General features: G+C 72.4%; 15 protein-coding genes. 7 read left to right on the forward strand and 8 right to left on the reverse strand.

The window, feature by feature from the left end; all coding sequences use genetic code 11:
* Positions 1–286: 286 nt before the first annotated feature.
* Complete coding sequence (gene ileS, locus ACZ462_RS20070) at positions 287–3,433, reverse strand: isoleucine--tRNA ligase (RefSeq protein ID WP_467807263.1); 3,147 nt, start codon at positions 3,431–3,433, stop codon at positions 287–289.
* Between the two features lie 561 nt (positions 3,434–3,994).
* On the opposite strand from ileS, the gene ACZ462_RS20075 reads away from it, so the two are divergent.
* The 4 genes from ACZ462_RS20075 to ACZ462_RS20090 all read left to right on the forward strand — a co-directional run bounded on the left by ACZ462_RS20075 (position 3,995) and on the right by ACZ462_RS20090 (position 6,990).
* Complete coding sequence (locus tag ACZ462_RS20075; protein ID WP_467807262.1) at positions 3,995–4,822, forward strand: TraR/DksA family transcriptional regulator; 828 nt, start codon at positions 3,995–3,997, stop codon at positions 4,820–4,822.
* A 118-nt stretch (positions 4,823–4,940) separates the two neighbouring features.
* Positions 4,941–5,501: a signal peptidase II gene (gene lspA, locus ACZ462_RS20080; RefSeq protein ID WP_467807260.1), complete on the forward strand. Its 561-nt coding sequence runs from the start codon at positions 4,941–4,943 to the stop codon at positions 5,499–5,501.
* A 44-nt stretch (positions 5,502–5,545) separates the two neighbouring features.
* The gene (locus tag ACZ462_RS20085; protein ID WP_344333593.1) at positions 5,546–6,487 is read left to right on the forward strand and encodes an RluA family pseudouridine synthase; all 942 of its coding nucleotides are present in this window, start codon (positions 5,546–5,548) and stop codon (positions 6,485–6,487) included.
* A 5-nt stretch (positions 6,488–6,492) separates the two neighbouring features.
* Complete coding sequence (locus ACZ462_RS20090; protein WP_467807258.1) at positions 6,493–6,990, forward strand: GNAT family N-acetyltransferase; 498 nt, start codon at positions 6,493–6,495, stop codon at positions 6,988–6,990.
* A 165-nt stretch (positions 6,991–7,155) separates the two neighbouring features.
* Here the strand turns inward: ACZ462_RS20090 and ACZ462_RS20095 are convergent, their stop codons facing one another.
* Positions 7,156–8,256: a mechanosensitive ion channel family protein gene (locus tag ACZ462_RS20095; protein ID WP_467807257.1), complete on the reverse strand. Its 1,101-nt coding sequence runs from the start codon at positions 8,254–8,256 to the stop codon at positions 7,156–7,158.
* Between the two features lie 51 nt (positions 8,257–8,307).
* Between ACZ462_RS20095 and ACZ462_RS20100 the strand changes: the two genes are divergently transcribed.
* The gene (locus ACZ462_RS20100; RefSeq protein WP_467807256.1) at positions 8,308–8,877 is read left to right on the forward strand and encodes a dienelactone hydrolase family protein; all 570 of its coding nucleotides are present in this window, start codon (positions 8,308–8,310) and stop codon (positions 8,875–8,877) included.
* A gap of 75 nt (positions 8,878–8,952) precedes the next feature.
* Here ACZ462_RS20100 and ACZ462_RS20105 read toward each other — a convergent pair whose 3' ends face one another.
* The 5 genes from ACZ462_RS20105 to ACZ462_RS20125 form a co-directional block, all read right to left on the reverse strand.
* On the reverse strand, positions 8,953–9,942 hold the full coding sequence (locus ACZ462_RS20105) for a zinc metalloprotease (RefSeq protein ID WP_467809006.1): 990 nt from the start codon (positions 9,940–9,942) through the stop codon (positions 8,953–8,955).
* A gap of 188 nt (positions 9,943–10,130) precedes the next feature.
* A complete protein-coding gene (locus tag ACZ462_RS20110; protein WP_467809007.1) occupies positions 10,131–11,795 on the reverse strand; it encodes an alkaline phosphatase D family protein in 1,665 nt (554 codons plus the stop codon).
* A 136-nt stretch (positions 11,796–11,931) separates the two neighbouring features.
* On the reverse strand, positions 11,932–12,726 hold the full coding sequence (locus ACZ462_RS20115; RefSeq protein ID WP_467809008.1) for a thioredoxin domain-containing protein: 795 nt from the start codon (positions 12,724–12,726) through the stop codon (positions 11,932–11,934).
* A 53-nt stretch (positions 12,727–12,779) separates the two neighbouring features.
* On the reverse strand, positions 12,780–13,469 hold the full coding sequence (locus ACZ462_RS20120; protein ID WP_467809009.1) for a hypothetical protein: 690 nt from the start codon (positions 13,467–13,469) through the stop codon (positions 12,780–12,782).
* A 62-nt stretch (positions 13,470–13,531) separates the two neighbouring features.
* A complete protein-coding gene (locus ACZ462_RS20125; RefSeq protein ID WP_467809010.1) occupies positions 13,532–14,875 on the reverse strand; it encodes a DUF2252 domain-containing protein in 1,344 nt (447 codons plus the stop codon).
* 179 nt (positions 14,876–15,054) lie between these two features.
* Between ACZ462_RS20125 and dnaE the strand changes: the two genes are divergently transcribed.
* The gene (dnaE, locus tag ACZ462_RS20130; protein WP_467809011.1) at positions 15,055–18,594 is read left to right on the forward strand and encodes a DNA polymerase III subunit alpha; all 3,540 of its coding nucleotides are present in this window, start codon (positions 15,055–15,057) and stop codon (positions 18,592–18,594) included.
* Between the two features lie 82 nt (positions 18,595–18,676).
* Here the strand turns inward: dnaE and ACZ462_RS20135 are convergent, their stop codons facing one another.
* Positions 18,677–18,844: a hypothetical protein gene (locus ACZ462_RS20135; protein ID WP_467809013.1), complete on the reverse strand. Its 168-nt coding sequence runs from the start codon at positions 18,842–18,844 to the stop codon at positions 18,677–18,679.
* Between the two features lie 206 nt (positions 18,845–19,050).
* On the opposite strand from ACZ462_RS20135, the gene ACZ462_RS20140 reads away from it, so the two are divergent.
* The gene (locus tag ACZ462_RS20140; RefSeq protein WP_467809014.1) at positions 19,051–20,340 is read left to right on the forward strand and encodes an NYN domain-containing protein; all 1,290 of its coding nucleotides are present in this window, start codon (positions 19,051–19,053) and stop codon (positions 20,338–20,340) included.
* The last annotated feature ends 27 nt before the right edge of the window (positions 20,341–20,367 follow it).

Raw genomic sequence — 20,367 nt, forward strand, 5'->3', positions numbered from 1 at the left:
TCAAAACCCCCCCCCCCCCGCTCCCCCCCCCCCCCCCCTCCCCCCCCCCCCCCCCCCCCCCCCCCCCCCCCCCCCCCCCCCCCCCCTCCCCCCCCCCCGTTCGGTGCGCCCGCCCGCCCCTACAGTGGGGTGCGCGCAGCGGCGCGGTAGCGCAGAGGTCGTCGCGCCTTCTCGGCAGGAGGGAGGACGCCGGTTCGAATCCGGTCCGCTCCGCTGCGCACCCGGCGACAACGGCGAACGGCGCCCTCCCCGAGCGGGGAGGGCGCCGTTCTCCTGTCCGGTGCGGTTACGCCTTGCGGAGGCGGAAGGAGAGCGTCAGCGACTCGTCGGTGAACGCCTCCCCGTACGTGCCGTCGGCCTCGCCCTCGGCGAAGTCCGAGGCCAGCACCTCCTCGGCGATGAGGCCCGCGTGGCCGGTCAGCGCGGTGGCGACCTCCGGGTCGGCGGCGGTCCAGCGCAGCGCGATCCGGTCCGCGACGTCCAGGCCGGAGTTCTTGCGCGCCTCCTGGATCAGGCGGATCGCGTCACGGGCGAGGCCCGCGAGCCGCAGCTCCGGGGTGATCTCCAGGTCCAGGGCGACCGTCGCCCCCGAGTCCGAGGCGACCGACCAGCCCTCGCGCGGGGTCTCCGTGATGATGACCTCCTCCGGGGTGAGGACGACCGTCTCGCCGTTGACCTCGACCGTGGCCTCGCCGGAGCGGAGCGCCAGCGACAGCGCGGCCGCGTCCGCCGCGGCGACCGCCTTGGCGACGTCCTGGACGCCCTTGCCGAAGCGCTTGCCGAGGGCCCGGAAGTTGGCCTTCGCGGTCGTGTCCACCAGCGAGCCGCCGACCTCGGACAGCGAGGCGAGGGAGGAGACGTTCAGCTCCTCCGTGATCTGGGCCTGGAGTTCGGGCGACAGCGCGTCGAAGCCGGCCGCGGCCACCAGGGCCCGCGAGAGAGGCTGGCGGGTCTTGACGCCGGACTCGGCGCGCGTGGCGCGGCCCAGCTCGACCAGGCGGCGCACCAGCTGCATCTGCCGGGAGAGCACCGGGTCGATCGCGGAGGCGTCGGCGACCGGCCAGGCCGACAGGTGGACGGACTCCGGGGCGTCCGGGGCGACGGGGACGACCATGTCCTGCCAGACCCGCTCCGTGATGAACGGCGTCAGCGGGGCCATGAGGCGCGTGACCGTCTCCACGACCTCGTGGAGGGTGCGCAGCGCCGCCGCGTCGCCCTGCCAGAACCGGCGGCGCGAGCGGCGCACGTACCAGTTCGACAGGTCGTCCACGAAGGCCGACAGCAGCTTGCCGGCGCGCTGCGTGTCGTAGGCCTCCATCGCCTCGGTGGTCTCGGCCACCAGCGCGTTCAGCTCGGACAGCAGCCAGCGGTCCAGGACCGTGCGGTCGGCCGGCGCCGGGTCGGCGGCCGAGGGCGCCCAGTTCGAGGTGCGGGCGTACAGGGCCTGGAAGGCGACGGTGTTCCAGTACGTCAGGAGCGTCTTGCGGACGACCTCCTGGATCGTGCCGTGGCCGACGCGGCGGGCCGCCCACGGGGAGCCGCCGGCCGCCATGAACCAGCGGACCGCGTCGGCGCCGTGCTGGTCCATGAGCGGGATCGGCTGGAGGATGTTGCCCAGGTGCTTGGACATCTTCCGGCCGTCCTCGGCGAGGATGTGGCCCAGGCAGACGACGTTCTCGTACGAGGACTTGTCGAACACCAGGGTGCCGACCGCCATCAGCGTGTAGAACCAGCCGCGGGTCTGGTCGATGGCCTCCGAGATGAACTGCGCCGGGTAGCGCTTCTCGAAGACCTCCTTGTTCTTGTAGGGGTAGCCCCACTGCGCGAACGGCATCGAGCCCGAGTCGTACCAGGCGTCGATGACCTCCGGCACGCGGACCGCGGTGTGCGCGCAGCCCTCGGCGGTGCAGTCGAAGGTGACGTCGTCGATGTAGGGGCGGTGGGGGTCCAGGCCGGAGTGGTCGGCGCCCGTCAGCTCGGACAGCTCGGCGCGCGAGCCGACGCACGTCAGGTGGCCGTCCTCGCAGCGCCAGATCGGCAGCGGGGTGCCCCAGTAGCGGTTGCGGGACAGCGCCCAGTCGATGTTGTTGTTCAGCCAGTCGCCGAAGCGGCCCTGCTTGACCGACTCGGGGAACCAGTTGGTCCGGGCGTTCTCCCGCAGCATCGCGTCCTTGACGGCGGTGGTGCGGATGTACCAGGACGGCTGCGCGTAGTAGAGCAGCGCCGTGTGGCACCGCCAGCAGTGCGGGTAGCTGTGCTCGTAGGCGATGTGCTTGAAGAGCAGGCCGCGGGCGTCGAGGTCGGCGGTCAGCTTCTCGTCGGCCTTCTTGAAGAAGACGCCGCCGACCAGCGGGACGTCCTCCTCGAAGGTGCCGTCGGGGCGGACCGGGTTCACGACGGGCAGCCCGTACGCGCGGCAGACCGCGAGGTCGTCGGCGCCGAAGGCGGGGGACTGGTGGACCAGACCGGTGCCGTCCTCGGTGGTGACGTACTCGGCGTTCACGACGTAGTGCGCCGGCTCGGGGAACTCCACGAGGGAGAAGGGGCGCTCGTACGTCCAGCGCTCCATCTCGCGGCCGGTGAAGGACTGCCCGGTCGGCTCCCAGCCCTCGCCGAGGGCCTTCTCCAGCAGCGGGCGGGCGACGACCAGCTTCTCGGTGCCGTCGGTCGCGACGACGTACTCCACGTCCGGGTGGGCGGCCACCGCGGTGTTGGACACCAGGGTCCACGGGGTGGTCGTCCACACGAGGAGGGCGGCCTCGCCGGCGAGGGGGCCGGAGGTCAGGGGGAAGCGGACGAAGACGGACGGGTCGACGACCGTCTCGTAGCCCTGGGCCAGCTCGTGGTCGGAGAGGCCGGTGCCGCAGCGCGGGCACCACGGGGCGACGCGGTGGTCCTGGACCAGCAGCCCCTTCTTGAAGATCTCCTTCAGCGACCACCACACGGACTCCACGTACTCGGGGTCCATCGTCCGGTACGCCTCGTCCAGGTCGACCCAGTAGCCCATGCGGGTCGTCAGCTCGGCGAAGGCATCGGTGTGCCGGGTCACGGACTCGCGGCACTTGGCGTTGAACTCGGCGATGCCGTACGCCTCGATGTCCTGCTTGCCGTTGAAGCCGAGCTCCTTCTCCACGGCGAGCTCGACGGGCAGGCCGTGGCAGTCCCAGCCGGCCTTGCGGGCGACGTGGTAGCCGCGCATGGTGCGGAAGCGGGGGAAGACGTCCTTGAAGACGCGGGCCTCGATGTGGTGCGCGCCGGGCATGCCGTTCGCGGTCGGCGGGCCCTCGTAGAAGACCCACTCCGGGCGGCCCTCGGACTGCTCCAGGGTCTTGGCGAAGGTCTTGTTCTCGCGCCAGAAGTCGAGGACGGCGTGTTCGAGGGCGGGCAGGTCGACCTGGGCGGGTACCGGGCGGTACTGGGGCGGTGTCGTCATGGGGCTGGGCTCTTCCTCCGGCGGTCTGCTACTTCCGTCCGGAGGGACGAGAGCCTGCCGCCCCCGCGGCGGGGACGGGCTCCCGCGGTACCACCCTCCTTGGCCTCCGGACGGGTCCGGCGGCCCCCTCATTGGGGTGCGAAGCCGGTTCTACTTGCCGTACGGGACTCCGCGCGCGGAGCCGTGGCGGCTTTCTTCCGGCGGCTCAGGGGTGATCCTTCACATCGCGCTCGCCCCCGGGCTCTCACCGTCCCCGGGTCGCTCACGGCTGCGTCCGACGCTACTCGTCCCCGTCCATGCCTTTCGCTGGGGCCAGTGTACGGGGCGGGGCGCCGCGGGACGGACCGGTTTTGCGTGTCCCCGCGGGCCGGCCGCCCGGGGCGGGTGCGTGACCCGAACGGACCGGTGCGCCGGCGGGGCGCATTACCGGGCCCCCGGCTGGGCACAACGGATGCAGGTCGGCCTCGACGGACGCGTGCCCCGTTGCCGCGGGACAGGAGCCGATTTATCGTTCCGGCACGAATCGCGAGCAAGGTCACAGTATGTGAAGGGGCCGCGGCCATGGTGGCGAAGAAGACCGCCGGGAGTCCTCCCGAGCAGGCTGTCGGCAGGGCCGCCCGGAAGGCTCCGGCAGCCGGAGCCGCGGCCCCGCCGCGGCGGGCGTCCGCCGCCGCGGGCCGCAAGGACGGTGCCGCGGCCCCGAAGGCGCCCGCCCGCACGGCCGTGAAGACGGCCGCGGGCAAGGCTCCTGCCAAGGCCGGGGCCGAGGGCGCAGGGAAGGCCGCCGGCAAGCCGGCCGCGGCCCGCAGGACGGCCGCGACCGCGAGGAAGGCCGCGGCCGCCCCGGCCGTGGCCGAGGGGGCGGCCCAGGCCGCGCAACAGACGGGAGCCCGGAAAGTGGTTGCCAAGAAGAGCACCGGCACGGCCAGGAAGACGGCCGACGCCGTCGGCGGCGGGATGCGGGCGGGGGCCACCGCGGCCCCGGCCGCCCCCGGCGAGCTCGCCGTACGGCCCGGCGAGGACCCGTGGACGCAGGCCGAGGTCGCCGAGGCCCGCACCGGGCTGACCGACGAGGTGGCACGGCTCCGCGACGAGCTGCACGCCTCGGACGAGGCGATCACCGGCCTCATGCGGGACTCCGGGGACGGCGCCGGCGACGACCAGGCCGACACCGGCACGAAGAACATCACCCGGGAGTCCGAGCTGGCCCTCGCGGCCAACGCCCGCGAGATGCTGGAGCAGACCGAGCGCGCCCTGGAGCGCCTCGACGCGGGCACCTACGGCCTGTGCGAGAACTGCGGCAGCCCCATCGGCAAGGCCCGCATGCAGGCCTTCCCCCGGGCCACCCTGTGCGTGGACTGCAAGCAGAAGCAGGAGCGGCGGCACTGACGCCGTGAACGGGAGCCGTCCCGGGCGGCGCGGGCGGCGGACCCTGACGTACCCTCGTGTCTCGTCAGGGTCCCCGGAACCTGGCGGGAACCGGTTCGAGCTAGTTCGAGGGACTCACGTGGCAGAGGCGGAGCGCATCATCGGTACGCCGGAGGTCGGGGACGAAGCCCAGCCCGAGCCCGAGGCGCCCAGGGGGCGCCGGAGGATCGCGGCGCTGCTCGTCGTCGCGGTCGTCGCCTACCTGCTCGACCTGGGCACCAAGATGGTCGTCGTCGCGGAGCTGGAGCACCAGCCGCCGATCCGGATCATCGGCGACCTGCTGCGGTTCGAGGCCGTCCGCAACCCCGGCGCGGCCTTCGGCTTCGGCGAGGCCTTCACGATCCTCTTCACGGTGATCGCCGCCTCCGTGATCGTCGTCATCGTCCGGCTGGCCCGCAAGCTGTACAGCCTGCCGTGGGCGATCGCCCTCGGCCTGCTGCTCGGCGGGGCGCTGGGCAACCTCACCGACCGGGTCTTCCGCTCGCCGGGCGTGTTCCGCGGCGCCGTCGTCGACTTCATCGCACCCGCCCACTTCGCCGTCTTCAACCTCGCCGACACGGCGATCGTCTGCGGCGGCATCCTCATCGTCCTGCTGTCCTTCCGGGGGCTCGACCCGGACGGCACGGTCCACAAGGACTGACAGGCCCGGATCCGGGGCGCCGCCGAGTCCGGCATACTCGACGGGTGAGTACGATTCCCGAGATCCGCACCCTGCCCGTACCCGACGGCCTCGAAGGCGAGCGCGTCGACGCCGCCATCTCCCGTATGTTCGGCTTCTCCCGGACGAAGGCCGCCGAGCTCGCCGCCGCGGGGAAGGTCTCGGTCGACGGCAGCGTCGTCGGGAAGTCCGAGCGCGTCCACGGCGGCGCCTGGCTCGAAGTCGAGATGCCCGCCCCGCCGCGCCCGGTCGAGGTCGTGGCCGAGCCCGTCCCCGGCATGGAGATCATCCACGACGACGACGACGTCGTGGTCGTCATGAAGCCGGTCGGCGTCGCCGCCCACCCCAGCCCCGGCTGGACCGGTACCACCGTCATCGGCGGCCTCGCCGCCGCCGGCTACCGCATCTCCACCTCCGGCGCCGCCGAGCGCCAGGGCATCGTGCACCGCCTCGACGTCGGCACCTCCGGCCTGATGGCCGTCGCCAAGTCCGAGCGCGCCTACACCTCGCTGAAGAACCAGTTCCGCGAGCGCGTCGTCGACAAGCGCTACCACGCCCTCGTCCAGGGCCACCCCGACCCGATGAGCGGCACCATCGACGCCCCGATCGGCCGGCACCCCAGCGCCGACTACAAGTGGGCCGTGACCCAGGACGGCAAGCCGTCGGTCACCCACTACGACCTCATCGAGGCCTTCCGCGCCGCCTCGCTGCTCGACATCAAGCTGGAGACCGGGCGCACCCACCAGATCCGCGTCCACATGTCCGCGCACCGGCACCCCTGCGTCGGCGACCTCACCTACGGGGCCGACCCGACCATCGCCAAGCGTCTGAAGCTGACCCGCCAGTGGCTGCACGCCGTGCGCCTCGGCTTCGAGCACCCCGCAGACGGGCAGTGGGTGGAGTTCGAGAGCGGCTACCCGGAGGACCTCCGGCACGCCCTGGACGTGATCCGCGCCGAGAGCGAGTGACGCACGTGCCGGACCCCGCCGCGGCGCCCGCCCCGTACACCGTCCGGCGTGCCGCCTCGCCCGAGGACCTGAAGGCCTGCTTCGCGCTGCGGACCGAGGTGTTCGTCGTCGAGCAGTCCGTACCGGAGTCCGTCGAGTACGACGCCCATGACGCCGACGCGGTCCACGTCCTGGCCGTGGCGGCCGACGGGACCCCCCTCGGCACCGGCCGGCTGCTGCACGGCCCGGCCGCCCTCGCCAAGACCGGCGACCCGGCCGCCGGCTCGCTCGGCCGGCTCGCCGTCGCGGCGCCCGCCCGCGGGCTGGGCGTCGGCGCGGCCCTGGTCCGGGCGATCGAGGCCGAGGCCGCCCGGCTCGGGCTGCGCACCGTCACCCTCGGCGCGCAGGTCCAGGCCCTCGGCTTCTACGAGCGGCTCGGCTACGAGGCGTACGGGCCCGCGTACGAGGAGGCGGGCATCACCCACCGCGCGATGCGGCGCACGCTGGACGCCGGGGCCGCCTGAATCCCCGTCCGGCGGGCGGCGTCCTGGCAGGGTGGGGGAGTGGCTGTCCGCCGCCCGGCACGAGGTGCCGGCGGCGCGCAGCGAGCCGGGCGCGGACCGGAGGTTGTCGACCGGGTGCTGCTCCACCTCGACGTCCGCAGCCTGCGGGCGCCGTAGGGGCCAGGGTCAGGCGCGCGTGCGGGCGGTGGCGCGCACCGCGGCGGCGGTGCCGTCGGCGCGGTCGGCGGGCGGCGGTACGGCGGCGGCGGTCGCGATGCGGGGCAGGGCGTACGGGTGGTGCTCCACCAGCCAGGCCAGCATGCGCTCGCGGACCGCGCAGCGGGCCGTCCACAGGTCGCCGGCGTCCTTCGCGGTGAGGACGGCGCGGACCTCGATCGTGTGCGGTGCGGTGTCGGTCACGGAGAGGTCGGACGCCCGGCCGTCCCAGGCGGGGACCTCGGCGAGGATCCGGCGGAGCTGCCCGCGCATGGCGTCGAGGGGGGCCCGGTGGTCCAGGTGCCAGAAGACGGTGCCGGTCATCTCGGCGCCGCCGCGCGACCAGTTCTCGTACGGCTTGCTTGTGAAGTACGACACGGGCATGGTGATGCGCCGCTCGTCCCAGGTGCGGACCACCAGGAAGGTCAGGGTGATCTCCTCGACGGTGCCCCACTCGCTGTCCACGACGACGGTGTCGCCGATGCGGACGGTGTCGCCGAAGGCGATCTGGAGGCCGGCGAAGAGGTTGCCCAGCGACGACTGGGCGGCGATGCCGGCGACGATGCCGATGAGGCCCGCGGAAGCGAGGACGGAGGTGCCGACGGTCCGCATGGCCGGGAAGGTCAGCAGCATGGCGGCCGCCGCGACCACCACGACGGCGGCCGTCACCACCCGCTGGATCAGCGTGACCTGGGTGCGGACCCGGCGGACCCGGGCCTGGTCGGAGGTGCGGCCGGCGTAGCGGGCGTAGGCGGCGTCCACGACGGCGGTGGCGATGCCGGTGAGCAGCCAGGCCGTCGAGGCGATCAGGACGAGGGTCAGGGCGCGGCCCACGGCGAGGGAGTGGTCGGGCAGGATCCCGGCCTGCCGGTAGGAGCCGCGCAGCAGCAGCGCGCACAGCGCTAGCCGGAACGGCCGGCGGCAGCGGCGCAGCATCACCCACAGCGGGGTGTCGCCGGGCCGGGCGGCGGCGCGGCGCAGCAGCACGTCGAGCAGCCACCCGGCGGCCAGGGTGGCTGCGAGTGCGCCGCAGGCGTACAGGAGGGGCCGGAGAAGGGTGTCCGTGTCCATGGCCTTCCGCGTAACCGGAACACGCGCTCGGAAACTGGCACGATATGTGGCATGGACATCATGCTCTTCCATTCGACGTACGGGCTGCGGCCCGCGGTGCACGAGGCGGCCGGGCGGCTGCGCGCGGCCGGCCACGAGGTGCAGGTGCCCGACCTGTTCGAGGGGCGCACCTTCGAGACCGTCGAGGAGGGCGTGGCGCACCGGGACGAGGTGGGCCGGGACGAGCTGCTGCGGCGCGCGGTGGCGGCGGCCGCCCCGTACTCCGACCGCGGCCTGGTCTACGCGGGGTTCTCCTTCGGCGGGTCCGTCGCCCAGCACCTGGCGCTGGCCGACGAGAAGGCGCGCGGGCTGCTGCTCCTGCACGGCACGGCCGACCTGGGTGAGGACGCGTCCGTGGACGGGCTGCCGGTGCAGCTGCACGTCGCCGACCCGGATCCGTTCGAGCCGCACGACTGGCTGACGGCCTGGTACCTGCGGATGCAGCGGGCCGGGGCGGACGTCGAGGTGCACCGCTACCCGGGCGCCGGGCACCTGTTCACGGACCCGGGGCTGGAGGACTGGGACGCGGAGGCCGCGGAGCAGGCGTGGAAGGCGGCGATCGGCTTCCTGGACACCCTGTAGGGCTGCGGCGGAAGACGGCGAGGGGCGGGGCACCGGGGGAACCGGTGCCCCGCCCCTCGCGCGTCGGCGGATCCGTCAGGCGCGGTAGGCGGTCCACATGCTGTTCATGCGGGCCACCTGGCCGGCGGTGAACTGGTACATGCAGGAGTCGTACGTGTAGTCCATGAAGTTGTGGATCGGGTCGGCGCCGGCCTTGCTGGCGCAGCTGTCGCGGCCGGTCGGGCACTCGTACGCGGCGCTCTTCTCGGCCGGGGTGTCGGCCACGGAGTCACCGCTTCCGTTGCAGCCGCCCTGGAAGGTGTGGTAAAGGCCCATCCAGTGGCCGACCTCGTGGGTCGCGGTGTCGCCCTCGTTGTAGTTGGCGGCGGAGCCGCCCGGCAGCGAGGAGTTGAGGAGGACCACGCCGTCCATCTTCGGCTGGGAGGCGTAGGAGCTCGGGAAGGTCGCCCAGCCGAGCAGGCCGCCGCCGAGGTTGGCGGTGTAGACGTTGAGCGCGTTCGAGCCGCCCTGGCGCAGGGCGTTCTTCATGTCCTTCTCGGCCTGGGAGCCGTGGGAGACGCCGTACCAGGAGGCGTTGTCGGTGTAGTCGGTGGAGACCAGCTGGAACTGGTAGCCGGCGTTGACGTTCCCGGTGCCCTGGCCGCCGAAGGCGGAGTTGAGGACGGCCATCTGGTTGTTGATGTCCGTGGCGGACAGCTTGCCCTGGGTGCCGCTGTGGATGACGTGGAAGTAGACCGGAATGGTCGTGGCGGCGGTCGCCTCGGCGGCGCGCATCTGGCGCTGCGGGCCCATCTGGGAGAGCTTCTTGGCCAGGTCGGCGTCCATGGACTTGACCTGGGCCTCCGTCACCTCGTTGGGCTCGGCGGCGTGCTTGTCGTGCGGCCGGGCGACACGGGCGTCGGCGGGGGCGCCGGCGCCCTCCTCGGCACACTGCTCGGCGCCGGTGGGGGCGGCGGCCAGCGTGGCGGGGGCGGAGACGGGGGCGAACGCCAGGGCTCCGGCCAGGGCGGCCGGAACCAGCAGGCGGCGGCGGAGCTTGGGGGATATGCGGGCGTAGGCGCGCACGTGTACTCCTCGCGAGCGTGGTGGGGGGTGAGGGATTTCCTCACGCTGGCGCGAAGCTTATGTGTCCATGTCATGCCTGTGACAAGACCTGTGTGTAAAAGATTTGTTGCTTCTGATGCGCGAGGGGTGCCTGGTCTGCACCAGACACCCCCCTCGCGCCGCAGATTTGACGGTCCGTCAGTAGATGATCAACGCACCGGACTCCAGGCCCGCTCCACCTTCTGCGTGCCGCTCAGCGTCCGGTACGAGCGGGTCCAGGACGCCCCCGCGTCCTGCCGCCGCTTGTCGGACACGACGTAGTAGTCCATCTGCGAGCGCTCGGCGGTCACGTCCAGCACGCCGTACCCGTGCGAGTCCATGTCCAGCCACTTCACGTGCCAGTTCGCGGCCTTGACGGCGGTCTCCGCCGCCAGGGAGACCGTGTGCGCCGGCACGTGCAGGATGTCGTCGATGTTGTCCGAGGTCACCGAGGTCACCACGAACTCCGTCGCGGCCGTCCCCGAGCCCGGGTACGTCGCCATGTTCACCGGGACCTCGTTGGCGAAGGCCATGTGGATGTCGCCCGTCAGGAACACCGTGTTCCGGATATTCCGGTCGCGGAGGTGGGCCAGCAGCTCCTTGCGGTCGTCGGTGTACCCGTCCCACTGGTCCGTGCTGATCGCGATGCCGCCCTGCGGCAGCCCGAGGAGCTTCGCCAGCGGCGCCAGCAGGTGCGCGGGCAGCGAGCCGAACGCCAGCGGCGAGATCATGACCGAGGTGCCGACGAGCTTCCAGGCGGCGTCCGAGGCCGCCAGGCCCGACTTCAGCCAGTCCAGCTGGGCCCGCCCGGTGATGGTGCGCTCGGGGTCGTCCACCGCGCCGCTGCCCACCTTGACCGGCTGGGAGCGGAAACTGCGCAGGTCGAGCAGGTGCAGGTCCGCCAGGGAGCCGAAGCGCAGGCGGCGGTAGACGGTGCCCGCGACGGACGGCCGCACCGGCATCCACTCGAAGTAGGCCTGCCTGGCGGCGGCCGCGCGGACCGCCCAGTCCCCCTCGGTGCCCGGCGTGTGGTTCTCCGCGCCGCCCGACCAGGCGTCGTTGGCGATCTCGTGGTCGTCCCAGATCGCGATGACCGGGTGTGCCGCGTGCAGGGCCTGGAGGTCGGCGTCCGTCTTGTACCGGCCGTGCCGGATGCGGTAGTCGGCGAGCGTGGTGATCTCGTGCCGCGGCTCGTGGGGGCGGACGGTGTACTTGGCCTCGGGGTAGCCGCCGCTCGCGTACTCGTAGACGTAGTCGCCCAGGTGCAGGACCGCGTGCAGGTCGGTGCGGGCGGCCAGGTGGCGGTAGGCGGAGAACCAGCCGGACTCCCAGTTGGCGCAGGAGGCCACGCCGAAGCGGACCCCGTCCGTGCGGGCGTCGTGGCGGGGTGCGGTCAGCGTGCGTCCGGTGGCGGAGACCGCGGAGCCGGCCGTGAACCGGTAGAAGTAGGCCGTCTGCGGCGCCAGTCCGCGGACGTCGGCCTTGACGGTGTGGTCCGCGGTCGCCGTCGCGGTGACGGTGCCGCTCGCCACGACGCGGGAGAACGCCCTGTCCTCCGCGACCTCCCAGGCCACCGGGGTGGCCGGGCCGAGGCCGGAGCCGGGCACCGCCTCGGGGACGGGGGTGACGCGGGTCCACAGCAGGACGCCGTCGGGGAGCGGGTCGCCGGAGGCGACGCCGTGGAGGAAGGCGGGGCCGGCGGATGCGGCCGAGGCGGGCGCGGCGCCCAGGGCGGCCGCCGCGAGCGGCGTGAGCGCGGCCGTGGCCGCCGCCGCCTTGACGACCGTACGGCGGCGGGGAGTTGCCGCGGCGTGGGAGGTGAGATGACTGGTCACGGATCATCATATTACTGGCGGGTATACCGCCGGTACACACTCCGGACGGCAACGGGCGGGCGAACTCCAGGAGTTCGCCCGCCCGTTGGACGAGAGGGTCCGGCGCCCCCGCGGCCGGCCGCGGGGACGCCCCGTATCAGCCCGCGATCGCCTTGTCCACGGCGGCCGTGAACTCCTCCGCCGTCATCTTCAGGCCGATCTCCTTGCCGTCCATCTTCAGCGCGGGGGTGCCCTTCACACCGGCCTTGTCGAACTCCTTGGACAGCTCGACCGCCCAGCGGTTGAAGGTGCCCTCCTCGACGGCCTTCTTGAACTCTGCGTTCCCCTTGAGCGCCGGCACCTGGTCGGCGATCTTCAGCAGGTAGGCGTCGTCGCTGAACTTGTCGTCCCGCTCCTCCGGGTGGTTCTCCTTGGCGTACAGGGCGGTCTTGTACTCCAGGAACGCCTCGGGGCCGACGTTCAGGGCGGCGCCGAGCGCGCTCAGCGCGTTCTTCGAGCCGCTGCCGCCCAGGCCCTTGTCCAGGAACGTCGCGCCGACGAACTGCAGCTTGTACTTGCCGGCGTCGAGGTCCTTCTTTATCTGCGGGCCGACGCCCTGCTCGAACTGCGAGCAGACCGGGCAGCGGGCGTCCTCGTACAGCTCCAGGGTCTTCTTCGCGTCGGCCTTGCCGAGGACGACGGTCGTGCCGTTCTCGCCCGAGGTGTTCTTCGGGGCGGTCAGCGGCGCCGTCGCCGCCTTCTCCCACTCGTCGGGCTGGTTGGCCTGGACGACCATGTAGCCGATCCCGCCGGCCAGCGCGAGGGCGGCGACGACCGCGCCCGCGACCGTCGCCTGGCGGCGGACCTTCGCCTTCTTCGCCTGCTTCTCGCGCTCGGCGCGCAGCCGCTCGCGGGCCGCCGCCTTGTTCGCCTGGCTGTTGCGTGCGCTCATGGTGTTCTCCGTGGGGTGTGGTGCGTGTAGGTGAAGGGACGTGCCGTACGGGGTCAGGCGCGCGTGAGCGCGCCGCGCACGGGAGGCCCCCTGAGCCCCACGGAATGGACGGGGAAGCGGGTGCGGGCGCCGCGGCCGGCCCGGTCGGGCCGCGGCCCGCGCCCGGGCCGGGCGGCCCGCACCGACGCCGCCGACGCCGCGGCCAGCAGCAGCGGCCGGAACGCCGAGGCGGCCGCCGCCCGCAGCAGCTGCGCCAGGGCCCGCTCGCCGTGCCGCAGCCAGGCCGCGGCCAGCAGGCCGACGCAGACGTGGGCGCCGAGCAGCAGCCACGGGGTCCACGGGCCGGGCGAGGCCAGCAGGGCGGCCGGGTCGGCGGCGTCGGAGACTTCGGCCAGCGGTCCGCCGAGCGGCTCGCCCCCGCACAGCTCGTGCAGGCCGAGCGCGCGCAGCGGGCCGGAGACGGGCCCGCCGGCCGGGCCGTAGCAGACGTGCTGGCCGGCGGTGAAGACGGTGTCGGCGGCCAGTTCCAGCGGCACGAGCAGGGCGGCGATGGGGCCGAGGCCCCGCTCGCGGCCCGCCAGCGGCCAGGCGATCACGAAGACGGCCGCGAAGGCCCCGGCCGCGAGCACCGGCGGCAGCGGCACCCGGGACATCAGCACGTGCGAGCCGGCCGAGAGCAGCACGACGAGCGCGCTGAACAGCGCGACGCGCAGCGCCCTCGGTCCTGCCCCTGACATCTCCATCGCGGCGAGTCTGCCACGACTCCCTGTGAAACCGTGCCCCGGGCTTCGCGCGGGGAGAGCCCCTACGGCCGGATCCGGCCGTTGCGGAAGAGGTCGACGAAGATCTGGTGGTCGGCGCGGGCCCGGGCCCCGTAGGCGTGCGCGAAGTCCACGAGCAGCTCCGGGAAGCCCTCCTCGTCGGCGGCGATCGCCGCGTCGATGGCCCGCTCGGTGGAGAACGGCACCAGGGTGTGCCCGCTGCCGGCCTCGTCCGCCGAGGCGTGCATCGTCGCCGTCGCGCGGCCCAGGTCGGCGACCACCGCCGCGATCTCCTCCGGGTCGTCCAGGTCGGACCAGTCCAGGTCCACCGCGTACGGCGAGACCTCGGCCACCAGCTGCCCGGCCCCGTCCAGCTCGGTCCAGCCAAGCCACGGGTCCGCGTGCGCCTGGAGGGCACGCTGGGAGATCACCGTGCGGTGCCCCTCGTGCCGGAAGGAGTCACGGACCGCCCGGTCCGTGACGTGCCGGGAGACGGCCGGGGTCTGCGCCTGCTTGAGGTAGATCACGACGTCGTTCTCCAGGGCGTCGCTGTGCCCCTCCAGCAGGATGTTGTAGGAGGGCAGGCCGGCCGAGCCGATGCCCACGCCCCGCCGGCCCACGACGTCCTTGACGCGGTAGGAGTCCGGGCGCACCAGCGATTCGTCGGGCAGCGTCTCCAGGTAGGCGTCGAACGCGGACAGCACCTTGTACCGGGTCGCCGCGTCCAGCTCCACGGTGCCGCCGCCCGGGGCGAAGCACCGCTCGTGGTCGCGGATCTCCGTCATCGACTCCAGCAGGCCGAAGCGGGTCCGGGAGCGGGCCGCGCGCAGGGCCGCCAGCAGCGGGCCCCGCGAGGTGTCCAGGGTGAAGGAGGGGGCCTCGTCGTCGGCGGGGCCGGCGGCCAGCACGCCGATCCGCTCCCGGTAGGCGGCCGCGTACACCCGCACCAGGTCGCTGATCTGGGTGTCGCTGAGGGCCTTGGTGTAGCCGATCAGGGCGACGGAGGCCGCGAACCGCTTCAGGTCCCAGGTGAACGGGCCCACGTAGGCCTCGTCGAAGTCGTTGACGTTGAAGACCAGGCGGCCGTTGGCGTCCATGTACGTGCCGAAGTTCTCGGCGTGGAGGTCGCCGTGGATCCAGACGCGGCCCGTCCGGTCGTCCAGGTAGGGGCGCCGGCCCCCGCCGGCCCGCCCGGCCCACTCGTGCTCCAGGTCGGCGTAGAAGAGGCAGGCCGTGCCGCGGTAGAAGGCGAAGGCGGAGGCGGCCATCCTGCGGAACTTGACCTGGAAGGCCGCGGGGTCCGCGGCGAGGAGCTCACCGAAGGCGGTGCCGAAGACGTCGAGTATCTGCTCGGCGCGCTGTTCGTTCGTCGTCTCGGGGACCGCCATGGCGGGTTCCTCCTGGTGCACGGGCTGGTACGGGTTCCGACCGACTGGACGCGGGAGCGGAGCCCCCGGTTCTGCAACGCCCGACCGTACCGCCCGCCGCCCGGAATGTGTCCCCCGCGGGACGTAGGATTCGAAGCTGCCCCCCTCTGTCCCGAGCCCCACCCCAGGAGTACAGCGCCGTGGCCAAGACGCCGTTCACGCACCTGCACGTCCACACCCAGTACTCGCTGCTGGACGGTGCCGCGCGGCTCAAGGACATGTTCAACGCCTGCAATGAAATGGGCATGACGCACATCGCCATGTCCGACCACGGCAACCTGCACGGCGCCTACGACTTCTTCCACTCCGCGCAGAAGGCCGGGGTCACCCCGATCATCGGCATCGAGGCGTACGTCGCCCCCGAGTCCCGGCGCAACAAGCGCCGCATCACCTGGGGCCAGCCGCACCAGAAGCGGGACGACGTCTCCGGCTCCGGCGGCTACACCCACAAGACGATCTGGGCGGCGAACAACACCGGCCTCCACAACCTCTTCCGGCTCTCCTCCGACGCCTACGCCGAGGGCTGGCTGACCAAGTGGCCCCGTATGGACAAGGAGACCATCTCCCAGTGGTCCGAGGGCCTGATCGCCTCCACCGGCTGCCCCTCGGGCGAGGTGCAGACCCGGCTCCGGCTCGGCCAGTTCGACGAGGCGATCAAGGCGGCGTCCGACTACAAGGACATCTTCGGCGAGGGCCGCTACTTCCTGGAGCTGATGGACCACGGCATCGAGATCGAGCGCCGGGTCCGCGACGGCCTGCTGGAGATCGGCAGGAAGCTCGGCATCCCGCCACTGGTGACGAACGACTCCCACTACACGTACGCGCACGAGGCCGGCGCCCACGACGCCCTGCTCTGCATCCAGACCGGCAAGAACCTCTCCGACCCCGACCGCTTCAAGTTCGACGGCACGGGCTACTACCTGAAGTCCACCGAGGAGATGTACGCCATCGACTCCTCGGACGCCTGGCAGGAGGGCTGCGCCAACACGCTGCTGGTCGCCGAGCAGGTCGACACCGAGGGCATGTTCCAGTTCCGGAACCTCATGCCCAAGTTCGACATCCCCGAGGGCTACACCGAGGTCACCTGGTTCCGCGAGGAGACCATGCGCGGGATGCACCGCCGCTTCCCCGGCGGCATCCCCGAGGACCGCATGAAGCAGGTCGAGTACGAGATGGACACGATCATCTCGATGGGCTTCCCCGGCTACTTCCTCGTGGTCGCCGACTTCATCATGTGGGCCAAGAACCAGGGCATCGCGGTCGGCCCCGGCCGAGGCTCCGCGGCCGGCTCGATCGTCGCGTACGCGCTCGGCATCACCGACCTCGACCCCATCCCCCACGGCCTGATCTTCGAGCGCTTCCTCAACCCCGAGCGCATCTCCATGCCCGACGTCGACATCGACTTCGACGAGCGCAGGCGCGTCGAGGTGATCCGGTACGTCACGGAGAAGTACGGCCAGGACAAGGTCGCCATGATCGGCACCTACGGCACGATCAAGGCCAAGAACGCGATCAAGGACTCCGCGCGCGTCCTCGGCTACCCCTACGCCATGGGCGACCGCATCACCAAGGCCATGCCCGCCGACGTCCTCGGCAAGGGCATCCCGCTCTCCGGCATCACCGACCCCGCCCACCCCCGGTACTCCGAGGCCGGCGAGGTCCGCGCGATGTACGAGAACGAGCCGGACGTGAAGAAGGTCATCGACACCGCGCGCGGCGTCGAGGGCCTGGTCCGCCAGATGGGCGTGCACGCCGCCGGCGTGATCATGTCCAGCGAGAGGATCACCGACCACGTCCCCGTCTGGGTGCGGCACACGGACGGCGTCACCATCACCCAGTGGGACTACCCGAGCTGCGAGGCGCTCGGCCTGCTGAAGATGGACTTCCTCGGCCTGCGCAACCTCACGATCATGGACGACGCCGTCAAGATGGTGAAGGCCAACAAGGGGATCGACATCGACCTCCTGGCCCTCCCGCTCGACGACCCCAAGACCTTCGAGCTCCTCCAGCGCGGCGACACCCTCGGCGTCTTCCAGTTCGACGGCGGCCCCATGCGCTCGCTGCTGCGCCTGATGAAGCCCGACAACTTCGAAGACATCTCCGCCGTGTCCGCGCTCTACCGGCCGGGCCCGATGGGCATGAACTCGCATACCAACTACGCCCTGCGCAAGAACGGCCAGCAGGAGATCACCCCGATCCACCCCGAGCTGGAGAAGCCGCTCGAAGAGGTCCTCGCGGTCACCTACGGCCTGATCGTCTACCAGGAGCAGGTGCAGAAGGCCGCGCAGATCATCGCCGGCTACTCGCTCGGCGAGGCCGACATCCTCCGCCGCGTCATGGGCAAGAAGAAGCCCGAGGAGCTGGCCAAGAACTTCACGATCTTCCAGGCCGGCGCCCGGAAGAACGGCTACAGCGACGAGGCGATCCAGGCCCTCTGGGACGTCCTGGTCCCCTTCGCCGGCTACGCCTTCAACAAGGCCCACTCGGCCGCGTACGGCCTCGTCTCCTACTGGACCGCCTACCTCAAGGCCAACCACCCTGCCGAGTACATGGCGGGCCTGCTCACCTCGGTCAAGGACGACAAGGACAAGTCCGCCGTCTACCTGAACGAGTGCCGCCGCATGGGCATCAAGGTGCTCCCGCCGAACGTGAACGAGTCCGAGTCGAACTTCGCCGCCCAGGGCGACGACGTGATCCTCTTCGGCCTCACCGCCGTCCGCAACGTCGGCCAGAACGTCGTCGACTCGATCATCAAGACCCGCAAGTCGAAGGGGAAGTTCTCCTCCTTCCCCGACTTCCTCGACAAGGTCGAAGCCGTCGTCTGCAACAAGCGCACCATCGAGTCGCTGATCAAGGCCGGCGCCTTCGACGAGATGGGCCACACCCGCAAGGGCCTCGTCGCCCAGCACGAACCCATGATCGACAACGTGGTGGCGGTCAAGCGCAAGGAGGCCGAGGGCCAGTTCGACCTCTTCGGCGGCATGGGCGACGAGGACAGCGGCCAGCCCGGCTTCGGCCTCGACGTCGAGTTCTCCGACGTCGAGTGGGAGAAGTCCTACCTGCTCGCCCAGGAGCGCGAGATGCTCGGCCTCTACGTCTCCGACCACCCGCTCTTCGGCCTGGAGCACGTCCTGTCCGACAAGACGGACGCCGGGATCTCCCAGCTCACCGGCGGCGAGCACTCCGACGGCGCCGTCGTCACCATCGGCGGCATCATCTCGGGCCTCCAGCGCAAGATGACCAAGCAGGGCAACGCCTGGGCCATCGCCACCGTCGAGGACCTGGCCGGCTCCATCGAGTGCATGTTCTTCCCCGCCACCTACCAGCTCGTCTCCACCCAGCTCGTCGAGGACGCCGTCGTCTTCGTCAAGGGCCGCCTCGACAAGCGCGAGGACGTGCCCCGGCTCGTCGCCATGGAGCTGATGGTCCCCGACCTGTCCTCCGCCGGGACCAACGCCCCCGTCGTCCTGACCATCCCCACCGTCAAGGTCACCCCTCCGATGGTCACCCGGCTGGGCGAGATCCTCCGGCACCACAAGGGCAACACCGAGGTGCGGATCAAGCTCCAGGGCCCCCGCAGCACCACCGTGCTGCGCCTGGACCGGCACCGGGTCCAGCCCGACCCCGCCCTCTTCGGCGACCTGAAGGTCCTCCTCGGGCCGTCCTGCCTCGCCGGATAGCCCGCAGGGCCGATGCAGCGCCGCGAAGGGCGCGCCCGGAAGTCCGGGCGCGCCCTTCGCGCGTACGCGTCGCCGCGCGGCGTCAGTTGTGGCCGAAGCGCCTCTGCTTGCCCTTGCGCGCCAAGTCCATCGGGCTGGGCGCCGGGGAGTGCGCCTCGGCCGGCGAATCCGCCGTGCTGCGCGAGGCCTCCGGACCGGACGACCGCGACGGCTGCTTGGCGGGGGTCTTCTGGTTCTTGTTCTTGGCCATGGTGGAACCTCCGTGAGGGTCTAGGGGCCAGGACCGCATTCACACTCACACAGCGCCACAGACCCCGCATTGTGGATCTTTCGCCGCACAACCGGACAGAGGTACCCCTTCCGCCACGCCGATGATCGAGTTCCGGCCGTCAAGCCCCGTGCTGTCGGGCAGACTCGGGGAAACCCGAGAAAGCCCGAGGACCCCCCACGGAAGAGGTGGAACGCGTGGACCGCTGCGTCGTCCTGGTGGACGCCGGCTACCTGCTGGGCGCCGCCGCCAGCCTTCTCGCGGGCGAGCCCTCCCGCTCCCGCATCACCGTCGACCACGCCGCCCTCATCCAGGCGCTGCGCGAACGCGCCGAAGCCGACACCCGGCAGCCCCTGCTGCGCATCTACTGGTTCGACGGCGCACCCGACCGGGTGCCGCAGCCCGAGCACCGGCGGCTGCGCGTCATGCCCCGCGTCACCGTCCGCCTGGGCGCCCTGACCCGCAGCGACGGCCGCTGGGCCCAGAAGGGCGTCGACGCCGCCATGCACGCGGAGCTCACCGAACTGGCCCGCAACCGCGCCTGCTCCGACATCGTCCTCGTCACCGGCGACGGCGACCTGCTGCCCGGCCTGATGTCCGCCAAGGAGCACGGCGTCGCCGTCCACCTGTGGGCCGTCCAGGCCGCCGACGGCGACTACAACCAGTCCGAGGACCTCGTCGCCGAGGCCGACGAGCGGCGCGTCCTCGACCGGGCCTGGATCACCCGGGCCGTCCGCGCCAAGGACCTCGCCGGGCTGTGCCCCCCGCCGCCCGCTCCCCGGCCCGAGATCGCCGCCATCCTCTCCGCCCCGCTACCGGAGGCCGCCCTCGCCGAGGCGGCCCGCAGCTCCGGCGCCGCCGGCACCGCCGATACGCCCGCCGAACCCCGGGGCGCCGCGGCCCCCGTACCCGCACCCGCCGCCGGCGGGAAGCCCGTACCCACCCCCAAGGACCTCGCCGGCGCCCTGCGCGCCACCGGCCACCAGAGCCCCTCCGGCGCCCCCGCACCCTCCCCGGCCAGCGCCCTGCGCTGGTCCTCCGACCGGGGCTGGATCGACCGGGCCGGGCCCCTCGGCGAGCCCGCCGAGACCGCCTCCCTGCCCACCCTCGCCCAGCTCACCAGCGCCGAGCAGCGCTGGGCCGACCGGGAGGAGGACATCACCACCGTCGGCGGCGACCCCTTCGAGGTCGGCCAGGTCTTCGCCCGGCGCTGGATGGAGCGCCTCCCCGAGGCCGTCCACCTCCACAAGCTCGCCACCATGTACCCGCGGATCCCGCACCGCATCGACGGCGAGCTCCTGCGCTACGCCGCCCGCTTCGGACTGCTCGCCCACAAGGACGACCAGATCGACGAGCACGACCGCTACGCCATCCGGGCGGGCTTCTGGAGGGAGATCGACGTACGCGCCGCGGCCGACCGCGTCGCCGCCCCGCCGGCCGCCGTGCCGGGCCACCCGGCGACCCCGGCGCCCGAGTAGGGCCCGGAGCCGCGTAGGCTGCTCCCT

This window comes from Streptomyces sp. NPDC031121 (genome assembly GCF_055570615.1).